The 13754-nt window shown below is 69.1% G+C and carries 7 protein-coding genes; 2 read left to right on the top strand and 5 right to left on the bottom strand.

Translation table 11 applies throughout. From position 1 onward, the window contains the following. Window positions 1-74: 74 nt before the first annotated feature. From G3I42_RS08550 to G3I42_RS08540, 3 genes are all read right to left on the bottom strand, one after another. Window positions 75-506 (bottom strand): organic hydroperoxide resistance protein, encoded by a 432-nt coding sequence (locus G3I42_RS08550; RefSeq protein ID WP_164283937.1) that lies wholly within the window; start codon window positions 504-506, stop codon window positions 75-77. A gap of 338 nt (window positions 507-844) precedes the next feature. Then, window positions 845-1318 (bottom strand): hypothetical protein, encoded by a 474-nt coding sequence (locus G3I42_RS08545; protein WP_164283935.1) that lies wholly within the window; start codon window positions 1316-1318, stop codon window positions 845-847. Between the two features lie 444 nt (window positions 1319-1762). Beyond that, the gene (locus G3I42_RS08540) at window positions 1763-2626 is read right to left on the bottom strand and encodes a lysophospholipid acyltransferase family protein (protein ID WP_164283933.1); all 864 of its coding nucleotides are present in this window, start codon (window positions 2624-2626) and stop codon (window positions 1763-1765) included. 332 nt (window positions 2627-2958) lie between these two features. Here G3I42_RS08540 and G3I42_RS08535 point away from each other — a divergent pair, with 332 nt between their 5' ends. Continuing rightward, on the top strand, window positions 2959-6120 hold the full coding sequence (locus G3I42_RS08535) for a hypothetical protein (RefSeq protein ID WP_164283931.1): 3162 nt from the start codon (window positions 2959-2961) through the stop codon (window positions 6118-6120). 264 nt (window positions 6121-6384) lie between these two features. Here G3I42_RS08535 and G3I42_RS08530 read toward each other — a convergent pair whose 3' ends face one another. Continuing rightward, the gene (locus G3I42_RS08530; RefSeq protein WP_164283929.1) at window positions 6385-6633 is read right to left on the bottom strand and encodes a hypothetical protein; all 249 of its coding nucleotides are present in this window, start codon (window positions 6631-6633) and stop codon (window positions 6385-6387) included. A 220-nt stretch (window positions 6634-6853) separates the two neighbouring features. Between G3I42_RS08530 and G3I42_RS08525 the strand changes: the two genes are divergently transcribed. Then, the gene (locus tag G3I42_RS08525) at window positions 6854-10441 is read left to right on the top strand and encodes a toxin glutamine deamidase domain-containing protein (RefSeq protein ID WP_164283927.1); all 3588 of its coding nucleotides are present in this window, start codon (window positions 6854-6856) and stop codon (window positions 10439-10441) included. Window positions 10442-10523: 82 nt separating this feature from the next. Here G3I42_RS08525 and G3I42_RS08520 read toward each other — a convergent pair whose 3' ends face one another. Continuing rightward, entirely contained in the window at window positions 10524-10883 is a 360-nt protein-coding gene (locus G3I42_RS08520) for a hypothetical protein (protein WP_164283925.1), read from the bottom strand. Window positions 10884-13754: the final 2871 nt, after the last annotated feature.

The following is a 13754-nucleotide window of genomic DNA, read 5'->3' as shown; positions in this document are numbered from 1 at the left end:
GGACACGCGAGAGCCCGTGGTCCGTCAGCCGGGAGAAAGCTGACGGACCACGGGCTCCCGCATGTCCGGCCGGATCAGGCGGCCACCGCGACGGAGTTGATGGTGACCGGGATGTTGCCACGCGTCGCCTTGGAGTACGGGCAGAGCTGGTGAGCGGCCTCGCCCAGCTCGACGGCGGTCTTCTGGTCCACTCCGCCCAGCTCCAGGTTGAGGACGGCGGACAGCCCGAACTCGCCGTCGTCGCCATGGGTCAGCGTCGCCTCGACGGTTATGCCGGTACTCGTGAGGCGGATCTTGCGCTGGCCGGCCGCCCGGCGCAGCGCGCCGAGGAAGCAGGCGCCCCAGCCCGCCGCGAAGAGCTGTTCCGGGTTGGTCGCGCCACCGGCCCCGCCCAGCTCCTTCGGGATGGCCAGCGAGGTGCTGAGAAGACCGTCGCTCGCCGCGACCTGACCGCCGTTGCGGCCCTCGCCCGTCACCGTGACCACACCGGTGTAGCTGACTGCCATGTGCGCTGTCTCCTCGTGTCGGCCGCTGGGTTGCCGCGCGGCGATATGCCCGGCGCGCCCTCTCGACGTCACCGGTTCAACTGGTGACGAGTATGGTCACACGTATGCGGGAGCGTCAAGTTGCGGTGCGTAGGTGTGCCGGCGAAAAGAGGCGGGGCGCGTCCCGTGTCCGCGCTCTCGCGAACAACTGGCCGCCGCCGCCCGGCAGACCCGCTTCGGTCGGCCGCCCGAGCGCTTCCGCTTCGGCCGGTTACGCGAGGTCGGGGCGCCCCGAGCAGCCGCGCCCCCCGCCGGTTCCACCGCCCCCGAGGGCCCCTGTGGCTACTCCGCCTACCTCGTCACGCACGTGGGCCTCCGACCGCACAGAGCTCGGCGCCGCTGCACGAGCAAGGGGCCGTCGTGCTCGGGTTGTCGATGGTGAAACCCCAGTTCTCCAGAGTTTCCTGATAGCCCACGCGCGCACCGGTCAACTGATGATCGTCGTGAGCGCTGGTGAGCACCGCGACCGCGCCGAACCAGCCGACGAACATGCCGTCGGCCTCCAGGGCCGCGCTCTGTGCCGCGGACTCCTCGTCGTCGGGGAACGCCTCGCCCGTACGCTCGGCCCGCATCCGGAGCAGCGCCTTGGCGTACTTGTCGGTGAAGAAGAGCTGATAGCGCAGCCCGGCACAGCCGCCGGGCTCCACTGCCACCTGGAGCGCGAGCCCCGGCTCCGCGTCCCTGAGCAGAGCGGTGATCTTGGCCACCGCCTCATCGGTCAGCACCACCGCACTGACCGGCCGTTCCAGCTTCTCTCGCGTTACGTCCGCCATGCCCACTCACTCCTCGTACCGGGGCCCCCGCGTCCGGGGGCCTGTCAGCACCACGTAATCGGATAACCCCGGGGTTCACCCCCGCCCGCAGGAACGAACGGCGCCCTTCGCCCGCTGGAGTTGACCGGACCGACGCGCCCCCTCCCGGGCGCACGCGAGCCAGACCGGTGGCGCGGGTCTCGACACCGCCGACGTCGGTGGCACGGCGGGGACCGGCCACGTACAGCCGTACCGCGCAGCCGACCCCCGCCCGGTCAAGCCGCCCTCCGGGACCAGCGGCCGGCCATCACCGGTCGAGGCGAGGTCGCACACCTCGTCCCCGGACCGCCCCGCGGACGAACCGCGCTCCCCGCCGGAACGTGACGAGCGGCCGACGCGCTGCCAATTCCGTCATCCCACATCTGAGCTGCCATCAGTCCGCCGGGCGGTGACCGGGAAAGCCGTTCACCGCACGACGGCCGGGGCGTCGGCCGCGAGCGGGGTGGACTCCGGGGCCGCAGAGGGACGGGACGAAGCGGTGGACGGGCGCGGCGGGGCCGCCTCCCCCCGTATCTCCGCCAGCAGCGCGGTGATCGCAGTCATGATCTCCTCCGTCGCCTCCCGCCAGACCTGCGGACCCGGCTCCCGGTCCAGGAACCGGGACAGATCGACCGGCGGGCCGGCCAGCACCCGGTGAGTACGGCGAGGGAAGAGCCGGCCCGGTTTCCCGTACGGCGGCAGCAGCAGGTTCGCCCCCCACTGCGCCACCGGGATCACCGGGCACCCCGTCTCCAGCGCCACGCGCGCGGCCCCGCTCCGGCCCGTCATCGGCCACAGGTCCGGATCCCGGGTGAGCGTCCCCTCCGGATAGAAGACCACGCCCTCGCCCGCGCGCACCGCCGAGGCCGCCGCCCCCAGCGACGCCGCCGCGCCCACCCCGCCCCGGGCCACCGGGAGATGCCGCATCGCCCGCATCAGCCGCCCGAAGGCACCCCGGAAAAGGCTCTCCTTGGCGAAGAACCGCGGCGGCCGCCCGGCCGCGTACTGGAAGTACCCGTACGCGAGCGGGTCGAGCGCCGAGTTGTGGTTGACCGCCGCGATGAACCCGCCCTCGACCGGGAAGTGCGCGCCACCGGCCCACTGGCGCCGGAAGAGCGCCCGTGCCACCGGGCGTCCGAGCAGCGTCACCACCGCCCCGTACACGAACCCGGCCCGGGGCCGCCCCGTCCCCACGCCCGGCGCTCCTGCGGCCCGCTCCCGCCGTCCCGTACGGACGGTCTCGCCGTCCCTCAGGACGTCCCGCTCTTCACCGATGTGCTGGCGCTTCATACGTATCCCCGGATGTTCCGAAACCGGCACCGATCGACCAGACGGCCCCGGCGCACGAAAGTGTGCGCCTTGTATATCACCGGGCGACCCCGTGCCCTCCACACACGTAGCTCGGCTGCGACCTGCACCGAGCCTCCCGCCCGGCTATCCTGCTGTCAGCCTCCCCACCCTCACGAGCCCATGGCGGCAGAGGCCCACACCTACGGTCAACCCGACCCCGGGGCCTTACGCGCACATGTCGATCAATAGATACGTTCTGGGAGAACGGGGCGGACGGGCGGCAGCCGGGGCGGCCCCGGCACACCCCGCAAGCAGGCAGGAAGGGAGTGGGAATGGCCGGTTCGGCGCTCTCGCAGGGGACCTGGAGCCCCTGCCTGGAAACACACGCGAACTCCCGGCCGGAGTTCGCCGGTCTCGACGCACTGGGCACCGCGCAACGCGCGGAGTTCTTCGCCCACGTCAACCGCGACCTGGACACCTGGTTTGCGGAAAAGACGCCCGAATACCAGACGCTGATAGGTGAGTTGACCAAGCCACCCCCACGGTCCGAAGCCGTCCCCGCGCCCCCGCCGTCCCGTCCCTCCGGCACCCGTCCGGCGACGTTCTTCGACGAGCCACGCAGCGCCATGGAACGCTCCCGTACCGAGGAACATCCTCGCGTCCCGGAGCCGGAGGGCGAACCCGCCGCGAGGGAGCCGGCCCCCGCGAGGCCCGCCGCGCCCCGCCCGGCACCCCGGTTCGCCACCACCGTCGGCCGGATGCGGGCCGGGACCCGGCTCGGCGAAGCGGACAGGAGCGTGGCCACGCTCAGCGCACTCATCACCGAGTACGGCCTCCACGCATTCCCCCCTGCGCTCGTGGCCAGCGTGCACACCGCCTACGAGGCGCGGTGGCCGACACCCCTGACCGTGGACGCACACGAGGCACAGGCACTGCGGCAGCAGCGAGCCGGTCACCTGCGCACCCTCCTCGCCCGGACCATGGAGGCCGCCGGGCATCAAGGCATCGCCACCGGCGGCACCCCGTTGCCCGCGACCGTGCACGTCCTCGTGGACGATGAGATCGAGATGCTCGCCCGCGAACTCGCCGCCGAACAGGCCGCCTCGGCGCAGGCGGCTTCACCGCCCCACGCCGAGGAATTGCGTCAGCAGACCATCCGAGAGGCTGAGCTGCTGTGGAACCCGAACCGGGACCCCGACCGCCGTCCCCCGCAGCGCTGGCGGGAACCCGACGCGGAGTGGATCGCGCAGCACTGGTCCGCCCTCGGCCCCGCCGAACGCCACCAGAACACACGCGCCATCGCCGCCCGCCTTGCCCCCGCCACCTTCGACCACGCTCCGCTCCCGGCCCCCACGGGCCCTCAAACCCGCACCCGTCGCGGCGCGATCGACGCCACTGCCGCAACAGCCGGTCGTGAGAGCCGGGACACGCTCCAGGGGATGCTCGGGCAGTTCTCCTTCGGTACCGGCCCTGCTCCCGGACAGGACACGACCGGCACCGTGCCACCTCCCCTCGACCCCCTGTCGGGCCCGGACGGAGCCCCGCTCGTACGGGAACCCGGGGAAGAGCGCACCCCAGGCGCGGCGACCGCCTCCGGCAGGCCCGCCCCCGTACCGCCCACCCGCCCCCGCCCCCAGGCCCCGGCCCGGCAGAACTCCGCGATCCCGCCGCACGTGTTCGGTGAAAGCGCCCCCGCCGGGCCCCCGCGGCGCGATTCCGGAGCCTCGGACATCGCGGCGGCGAGTACGTCCCCATCGCCCTCTCGGCAGAACTCCTTCGTCGTGACGGGACGCAGGCCGTCCGAAATCCTGACCGCCCGCAAAGCATCCTCGGTTCCCTCGCTGTCCAGAAGGCAATCGGCGGCGATCGCCCTCAATATCGAGGCGGCACAGGTGCGCGGCAACCTGGAGGGCGGCATCCCGGACGAGCGGGCGAGAATGTTGCGGGAGCTGGCCGAGGAGATGGACCTGACCCTCCAGTTCCGGCTGACCAGTATCGAATCCCTGGGCTGGAACCGGCACGGCAGGGCCGCCGTCCCCAAGCCGGCTGCCCTGAAGGCGAAATCGGCGACCGACGCGGACATGCTCCTCGGCATCCCCTCGCAGCTGCGCGGCCTCGTGCTGGTCAGGCGAATGGACCTCCCCGACATCGCGAACCTCACCCCGGAACAACAACTCGTCGCCTGGAAACGATACTTCGCACGGCTCAAGGAGTTCCTAACCCTCGCCCCGGACCTGCGGAAGGTGGAGCGCGACTTCCGGATCGACCACCACCGCCACGGCATCGTGCTCCACCGGGTCCTCACCGACCCCCAGGGCAACGTCGTACGGGACCCGGACGACGAGCACCCGGAGCCGCTCACCGAGAAATGGCTGCCCGTCACCGCCGACCACGACCTGATGAGCATCACCGGCCGGGACGGCGAACCGGTGTCCGCCGAGCGCAAGGCCGCGTTCGTCGAGGCCGCCCGCAGGCGCGGACTCGGCGTCGAGCACGGCGCGCTCGACAGCTGGGAGACGACCACCGAGAAGGAGGAGGCGATGAAGCAGGGCCTGATCCGGCAGACCCGCGAAGTCCTCACCATCACGCCCCACCTCTCGCCCTTCACCGAAAGCCACCCTCCGGGGCCGGCGCATCCCGGGGGAGACGGCGCGGAAGCGCATGCGGCAGCGGTTTCCGAGCCCGCGGCACAGGAGGAACACGAGGAGGAAACCCTGGAGGAGGCGCAGCGCAAGGGCATCGAGCTCAACCAGCGCCTGGCAGCGTACGAACGCGCGGGCGCCCGGCTCCGCACGGCCGTGACAGCCGCACACGGTCACACCACACAAGGCACGAAACGGAAGCACGCTCGAAACTTCCTGAGCGCCGGACAGGAACTGCGCGAGGCAGGGGCCGACGTCTTCACCGCGTGGGGGGACGCCGCCGACGAGCTCGCCCACCTCGCTCCCGTCCTCGGCTCCCTCAAGGACCTGCTGCCCGCACCGGTCGAGGCAGCAGGGGGCCGTACCACCTGGCCGCTCGGCGCGCTGATCCAGGCGTACGACGAGGCAGGTGGCATGGAAGCGGCCGGCGCCGTCGCCGCCGTCCTGCCCGGGCACACCCCTGCGCCGGGACCGACACCAGTGGCCTCCGGCCCGGCCTCCGTCCCGCCGGTCCAGGACACCCCGGAGGCCGCCCCACCCGTGCTGAGGTTCTCCCTCGCGGAAATCGCAGGGCCGCACACCGCCGCCCTGATGGCACCAGGGTTCGACCAGCAGACGGTCCAGGCGGTAGGACAGATGGCAGTGCGGGCCGTCTCGGACAGGCGCGAGGGGCCGGGCGGACGGCGCATGACCGCCTCCGACGCTCAGGTCCTGCTGGAACTCCCCGCCACGGAAAACCTGGGCACCTGGCTGGCAGTGGTCCAGACAGTCGCCAACGGCCTGGGACAGACCGTGAGCGCGCAGCCGGCGGGGGAGGGGGCCGACCGGATCGAGATGTGCGCGAAGCGTTAGCAGGACCAGGCGGTACGACAGGTGCGTCGTACGACGTAGCCGGCGAGTGCCAGGTCGAGGCCGAGACCCCGGACGGCACCCGGGCACGGCTGGGCGCGCCCGGCACGCCGTCGCCCTGTGCACCGGCAGCCCGTTGGCTCCGGCGTCCTGACCTGATGTGCTCCCTTCGTTGACACACTGGGGAGGGCCGCAGTACATCCGGGCGGCGCGCACACGTATCTTCTTGACCACGTATCAGTGCCGGCTGTGCGAAGACAGCTGTTGCTAGTGGACGGAGTGCCCCATGAGTGTGTCCGACTCCCCCTCCCCGCGCGAGACGTGCTTCCCCCTGGCCCAGGACCTGCTGGAGATGACGCTGGACCCGGCGGCACGGGCGGAGATCCACAGGACGGTGGAACAGCGGCTCGCCGACGCGTACCGCCTGATCCTGCGCACCACCGTCGACCGCGTCAGCAGCCAGGAACCGCACACGGAGCCCACGTCGGGGGCCGAGGTGACACCTGCACGGCCCATGGCATACCTCGACACGCCCCGTCCGACGCGGAGGCCCGACACCGCAGCGCGCTCCGCGCCGGTCCCGCCGCCCCGGGAAGAGCCCCCGAGGGCCGTTGAACGACCGGCGGAGCTTCCCGAGGAAGCGGGACCGGACACATGGACCGCCCAGGCCCTGCGCGACACCCTCACCGGTCGGTCCGTACGGACCGTGAGTGGCTTCGGTGAGGTATCGGAACTCATGGCTGCCACACCGCCGCACACCCGCGGTCTCGTTCTCACCTGGAACCACGCCGAGCCGGAAGCCGACCCCGACCGGGCCGAGCACGTGTTCACCGCCGTCCACCATCCCGACCGCGGAGTCCTCTATTTGGATGGCCGGACCGGCCACGAGGCCGCTGCCCTGCCCCCGGCCCCGCACACTGTCGGATTCATCCCCTTGAACGACACCCCGGACCCGGCCCCATCGGCAGATCCGGCCCCGGCTGCAGACGCACCTCGCGCTCTTCCCGTGTCTGTGGTGTCTGCGGGTGTGGTGCCGGGGTTGCCGGAGGCTTATGAGTGGGTGGAGCGGGTGAATCCTTATCGGGAGGAGGGTGGGGAGTTCCTGACGAATTGTGTGTTGGTGGCGATTGCCGTTGATCTGTCGTTGGCGGAGGGATCGGTGTTCGTTGCTCCGCCGTCGGGGCTGGGCGAGTCGGGCGTGGGGCCGGTGGGTGATGCGGCCGATGGCCTGACAGTGTATTTGGGTTGCTATCAGGGGGTCGAGCCTTATCCGGTGAGGGATGTGGGGTCGGTGGTCGATGCGATGTCGTCGGCGGCGCCGGGTCAGCGGGGGATGGTGGTGCGGGGGAGTGCGTCGGGCGGGATCGCGCATGTGATCAATGTGGTCCGGGACGAGGAGGGTGTGGTGTTCCTGGACGGCCAGTCGGGAAGCCTGGCTCCCCTGCCGACGGACGCGCTGTCCTTCCTCCCCACCACACACGACATCCCCGGATACCCCCTGGACTCCGCAATGCGGGCGATCAGGCCCCCGGCGCGACCGGTCCCGCTCGGAGCCATCGGAACGGAAACGGAGTTCCAGTTCCCGCTCACGCTCGACGAGAAAGGGAAGATGCCGCCGACAGCCCTCTCCTACGGCACGGTCCTCGCCTACTACACCTCTATGAGCAGTGACGAGGTCGAGTTCATCGCGCCTCCCCGGGCCCTCCACATGCCCCAGATCAAGGTCGACAGCGTGACCATTTTCCTCGGGAAAAAGGGCGCCGCCGCACTGTCATCGGACCAGATCAGGCAAATAACGGGCAAGGAGCCGACCGGCAGTCAGCAAATCAAGATTCCCGAGTTGGTTCTTCCGCCGATGCAAGTACTGCCAAGCGAGGGGAACAGATTCAGTCCTCGGCAGGGCATGGAAATGCGCGCCTCGATCCAGAAAGGACTCGCGCGGGCGAATGCTGCTCGCCGTCCGATACCGCTCGCAAAGGCCCTCGGCCCCGGATGGGTGCTCACCGAAGCAGGCCGTAGCCTCCTCGTAGGAGCGGCCCTGACAGGTCCGAAACATCCGGCGTACACGCAATTCACTCTCGGAGTGACCCTTGCAGGGCTCAGCACCACGCTCCGTTCGGTAGCGCAGAATCTACCGATAGAATTCTCTAATTTCGCACCGATACTGGGCATCGGACGCCAATTTGCCGACGCGGTCGTCGGGGAATACGCGCGCGACGTGATCGGCAATCACAAACCGGATGAAATCGCCTTCCTAGGCTCCGTCGCAGGATTGGAAGAACTGCGCGGATACGCCTGGCTCATGTTCGAACACGTCGTTGCCGAACCTGTGGCCACGGTGTATCTGGAGACCATAACGAAGGTGGTTGTACCGGCACTCGCCAGGGTCTCCTTCCAAAGGATTCACGAAATACTGCCCGAGACCGTCAAAGAATTTCTCGCTCACGAGAGCAAGCGAATCGAAAACATATTCATCGAGTATTTGAACAACCTGGTCGAAAGCTATCCTCCTACATCCAATCCGGCGTCCAGACTGAGGGGCCGGCGGCTGCTCGACAGGAGGATCGCCGTTACCGGAAACTACACCGTAGGCGATTACCTCACCTCCGCGCTCCTCGGGGAATCGGGAGGGGCCAAGACGATCGATCAGTCGGACATCTTCGGCATCACCGATTTCGAACTGGACTACAATTCCGGACGTTCCAAAACTCCGCTCATACTTCTGGAATTGCGCAACTACGGCAAGGGACTCACGACCCCGGCGGAGATGGAGAAAATCGTCGGCGAACTGAGCTCCCTGGCCCAGCGCACGTTTCCCGCAACCTCGACCATGCCCAGCACCACGCCGTTGAAGGCTGCGGCTTCCATCCTCGCGCACCCACTGGTGAGGTCGCTGATACGAGTGTTCGAGAACGTGGCACAACTGGATCAGCTGAAGGTGCCGACACTCTCCGCCGAGGCCCGCGAATACCTGGCACACGATGTGGGGGCAACAGTTGTCACGCCTAGCAGAGAAATCTCCGCGCAGACACTGGACATGCTGAAACAGTGGGAAGCACACTTCGCTCAACTGTCGGGAAAGTCCGCTGCCGCAACGGTGGCGAAAGAACTCCTCAAGCCGTACGCGGCGATGCACGAGACTTTGCGCGATGCCCGGAAAACGGTGGAACAACATGCGGCCCGGCCGGGCGGCAGCCGCCCCGTAGGCGCACCCATCGCCGACAGGCCCGCCATCCCCTCACTCTCTCCGCACGACGTGTCCAACACTCCCGTGTCTCTGGTGTCTGCGGATGTGGTGTCGGGCTTGCCGGAGGCTTATGAGTGGGTGGAGCGGGTGAATCCTTATCGGGAGGAGGGCGGGGAGTTCCTGACGAATTGTGTGTTGGTGGCGATTGCCGTTGATCTGTCGTTGGCGGAGAGGACGGTGTTTGTTGCTCCGCCATCGGGGCTGGGCGAGTTGGGTATGGGTCCGGTGGATGATGCGGCGGATGGTTTGACGGTGTATTTGGGTCGCTATCGGGGTGTGGAGCCCTATCCGGTGGCGAGCGTGGGGTCGGTGGTCGAGGCGATGTCGTCGGCGGCGCCGGGTCAGCGGGGGATGGTGGTGCGGGGGAGTGCGTCGGGCGGGATCGCGCATGTGATCAATGTGGTCCGGGACGAGGAGGGCGTGGTGTTCCTGGACGGCCAGTCAGGGAGCCTGGCCCCCTTGCCGACGGACGCGCTGTCCTTCCTCCCCACCACACACGAGGTCCCCGGATACCCCCTGGGCCCCACCCACGAAGCGGCAACGACCACACCCCCAGCTCCAATTCCAGCCGCAGCCTCAGCTCCGGCGGTCTCGCCGGTCCCGCCGACTCCAGCAGCGGAACCCGCCCCATGGCGGGCAGTGGCCGGAATGAGCCTGCGCAGCGTCGTCATCCAGCACCCGCAGTGGTTCGACCTGGGAGAACTGCTGGAACAGGGCAGCAGCAATACCACCATGGCCGGGACGATCCCCGACCCCGCCACCCCCGCCGTCCTGCGTGCCCTGCCACCCGGCACCCTGGAAGGTGCCGCAGACGAGATTCTGCGGCACATGGCGACTGTGTCGGACCACGGCATCACCATGGCGAACGCGGACCTGATCCTGAAGGCGCCCGACGAGAAACGGCTCACGCTGTGGATGGCGATGGCACAAGACCTCGCCAACAAACTGCGCCACCGCATGAGGGTCGCTCTGCCCATTCCTGACAGCGCCTTGCTGGAGGTCTGCCCCCCAAAAGATCTGACGGGCAAACAAAGCCCCGCTGCAAGCGCCCAAAGCTCGCCCGCCAGGCGCCGCTGACACGCGGGCGGCCCGGGGCCGCCCGGCCGCTCGGAGGAGTCGGCTGGTCGGCCCCGGGCCGCACACGCCGCGGGCCGCCGGGTCAGCCTCCGGTGTGGACCCTGTAGCTGACCGCGGGGAACGGGAAGTTTCCCTGGCCCAGGGTGCCCGTCCGGTAGTAAAGGTCGCCGTGTGTGCCGGGCGAGCCGGTCGCGCAACCGGCGTTGAAGAAGACGTCCACGCCGGTCTCGGAGATGGCGCTGAACGAGAGGGAAGCGGCGGGGAGTTCGTGGCAGGCGCCGTCATCCAGCGTGGCCTGGAAGGCCGTACCGGTCTGCTTGACGCCGGTGTAGAAGGTGACACCGGGCAGGACGGCGGCGTCGGCGGGAGCCGTACCGCTCAGCAGCACGGCGGCGACGGCGGTCGCGGCTCCGGCCGACAGCTTGGCGCATCGATACTTCATGTTTCTCGCCTTCGGTACGCAGGTATACACGTTCCGCTTCGGGGACGTGGGAGGAGCGTCGCTCCGGAATACCACTGTGCGGACTGCCGGCGGCCCCCTGGAAGGACGTATTCGGCCGCGTGGAGCTGCGACGACGCCCGGATTCGGGACAGCAGGGGTCGCCATGTTGGATGCGCCGGGCACACTCGGGGCCGCGCACACATGATCCGGCTCCGGCCGGGGCCGGGCTCGTGTTTCCCGACTTCCTGACGTATGACCGACAGGAACCCGTACTGGTAACACGTGCGAGGGGCCGGAAAGGTTCACAGTGGGCATGTGAGGAAGCGCGGACGGATGACGAAACGCGGGGTGGCCGGATCAGGAGCATGTGACCGGCCCCCGCGCTGGGCAGGTGAACCGCGCTCGGGCCCGCTCGCCCGTACGGATGCCCACTGATGTCGCGCCCGCCAGACGGATACGGACTGGCGCTCGGCGACAAGTCAGTGCCGCCCCGCGCGCCGCCGCTCGCCGTGCGCCAGCCGAAACCGCGCGGGCAGCCGCCTGCCGTACCGCCGTTCCTCCCACTTCGTAGCCGGCGGTACCGGCTTCCGGGGAGAACCCCTCGCATGAGGCGCGGGACCGTGAGCCGCGAGGCCTGCGGGGGCGTGCCTCCACCGGCTCGGCTTCCGCAGTTGATACGTGTGTACGAATTACGGAATGCTATCCTCATACGTATCAGCAGTCCCGCCCGCCGCGGGCGCACCTGACGCACCTTCTCGTAGCGAGCGTCCGCACCTCCGTACGCCCCTACTGAAAGCCCTGCCGATGCCCAGCTTCCGCGTCCTCGCCCTCGTCCTCGGCGTGTGGTGCCTGACCGCGTGCGCACTCGGGGCACTCCTCGCCACCGCCGTCCGCTCCCACCAGCACGGCGATCCCACCACCGCCCGGGACACCTGGCCCCGCGCCCGCTTCCCGCGCCCCGGCCGTCCGGTGCCCCGGACGGGCCGCCGTCGCCTCGTACGCTGCGTCCCGTCACCTGCGCCGGACACCGTTTCGGCTGGGGGAGCAACCCCCTTAGGCAAAAGGGCTGTTGGGATGGTCGATCAAGGTGTCCATGACCGTTTCGAGGCGGATGCTGTCGCCGGTCGAGCGAAGCATCCGGACGCCGTCCTGGACACCCGCGATGAACGGACGCCGCGATCTCAGTGGCGTCTAGGGAAGGGGAGATGAGACCTCGCTGTGCATCGTGGCGGTGCTGTAGGGCGCGCTCTCGGACTGTGTCACGAGGAAGCGAGCCTGAAGCCTCCGATGCCGAAGGGTACCCGGGACATCAATCCGCGCCGCGCCGCGCGCTGCGGCACTGCGCGCGGCGCCTGCTCCTGCGGCTGGAGGGGCCCACGCACACGCTGGAGCAGGCCCTGAAGATCGGCGCGGACGTGGAGGCCAACGTGAGCGCACGGAGTGGGACGCCACATTGAGGACATGCAGCGCTCGGTGATCGTCCTGCCCGAAACCTCTACGACCTGCTCGACCAGCTTCGCGCGCCGTCTCATCGTCTGACGCGAAGCAGGGCTAGCGCAGTTTGGTGCGGCGCGGAGCGTCGCACAGGAGGGGCCGGAGCACGGGCCACACCGGCCCCTGTTTGGGAGGAGCCGGAACTGTTGGCGACGGAGTCGACAATTGCCGTGCTCCATGTCGTCGTCTGACCGGCCGGACGCTTCCGAGTCGCGTCCGTTACCAACTCTGGTTGTGGAAGGGGTTGTTCGGTGAGTTTCCGTCTCTGCGTGGGTAGCGCAAGTTGGGTGTGGCGCTGAGTGTTGTACAGGGGCTGGAGCACGGAGCGTGCTGGCGCCGGCTCTGGGGCGGAGCCCGGACGGGTGGCGATAGAGTCGACAAGTTGTTGTGCCTTCGTCATGCAGTCTGACGCTCTATATGATCTGCAGTCGCACTGGCTGCCAACTTTGTGTATAGCGGGGGTTGTTCGGCGAGACGGCCGTTGCTCCTGCTCAGCTGGCGCAGTTCGGTGTGGCACGGAGCGTCGCACCAGGGCCGGAGCGCGGAGCGCGCCGGCCCCGGTCCTGGGCGGAGCCCGGGACCCTTGGCGACGGAGTCGACAAGTTGCAGCGTGCCATGTAGTCGTCTGACACCCAGTATGCTTTCGCGTCGTGCCCATAGCTAACTCCGGGCATAACGTGGGTTGTTCGGCGTACAGCCAGTGCAGTTTGGTGGGGCGAGGAATGTCGCACAGGGGCTGGAGCGCTGGCCCCCGCCCTGTGGCTGCGTCGTCGTCGGACGCGCAATAGTCTGGAATCGTGCTCGTTGCTAACTCGGCTTATAGCGTCGGTCGTTCGGGGATTCGGCCGCCGCTCCCGCGCAGCTGGCGTAGTTCGGTGCGGCGCGGAGCGTCGCACCGGGGCCGGAGCGCGGAGCGCGCCGGACCGGTCCTGGGCGGAGCCCGGGACCCTTGGCGACGGAGTCGACAAGTTTCAGCGTGCCATGTAGTCGTCTGACACCCAGTATGCTTTGGCGTCGTGCCCAGAGCTAACTCCGGTCATAATGTGGGTTGTTCGGCGTACAGCCAATGCAGTTTGGTGGGGCGAGGAATGTCGCACAGGGGCTGGAGCGCCGGCCCCCCGCCCTGTGGCTGCGTCGTCGTCGGACGCGCAATAGTCTGGAATAGTGCGCCTTGCTAACTCGACTTATAGCGTGGGTCGTTCGGGGATACGGCCGCCGCTTCTGCGCAGCTGGCGCAGTTCGGTGCGGCGCGGAGCGTCGCACCGGGGCCGGAGCGCGGAGCGCGCCGGACCGGTCCTGGGCGGAGCCCGGGACCCTTGGCGACGGAGTCGACAAGTTGCAGCGTGCCATGTAGTCGTCTGACACCCAGTATGCTTT

Source organism: Streptomyces sp. SID11385, from assembly GCF_010548245.1.
GTDB lineage: Bacteria > Actinomycetota > Actinomycetes > Streptomycetales > Streptomycetaceae > Streptomyces.
The sequence above is the reverse complement of the archived record's forward strand: the minus strand, read 5'-3'. Positions and strand labels throughout refer to the sequence as shown.

Bases quoted from the DNA above. Each gene is read 5' to 3' on its own strand.
- G3I42_RS08525 (WP_164283927.1), top strand. From the start codon at position 6,854: ATGGCTGCCACACCGCCGCACACCCGCGGTCTCGTTCTCACCTGGAAC.
- G3I42_RS08545 (WP_164283935.1), bottom strand. From the start codon at position 1,318: ATGGCGGACGTAACGCGAGAGAAGCTGGAACGGCCGGTCAGTGCGGTG.
- G3I42_RS08540 (WP_164283933.1), bottom strand. From the start codon at position 2,626: ATGAAGCGCCAGCACATCGGTGAAGAGCGGGACGTCCTGAGGGACGGC.
- G3I42_RS08530 (WP_164283929.1), bottom strand. From the start codon at position 6,633: ATGGGCCGTGCAGGTGTCACCTCGGCCCCCGACGTGGGCTCCGTGTGC.
- G3I42_RS08520 (WP_164283925.1), bottom strand. From the start codon at position 10,883: ATGAAGTATCGATGCGCCAAGCTGTCGGCCGGAGCCGCGACCGCCGTC.
- G3I42_RS08550 (WP_164283937.1), bottom strand. From the start codon at position 506: ATGGCAGTCAGCTACACCGGTGTGGTCACGGTGACGGGCGAGGGCCGC.
- G3I42_RS08535 (WP_164283931.1), top strand. From the start codon at position 2,959: ATGGCCGGTTCGGCGCTCTCGCAGGGGACCTGGAGCCCCTGCCTGGAA.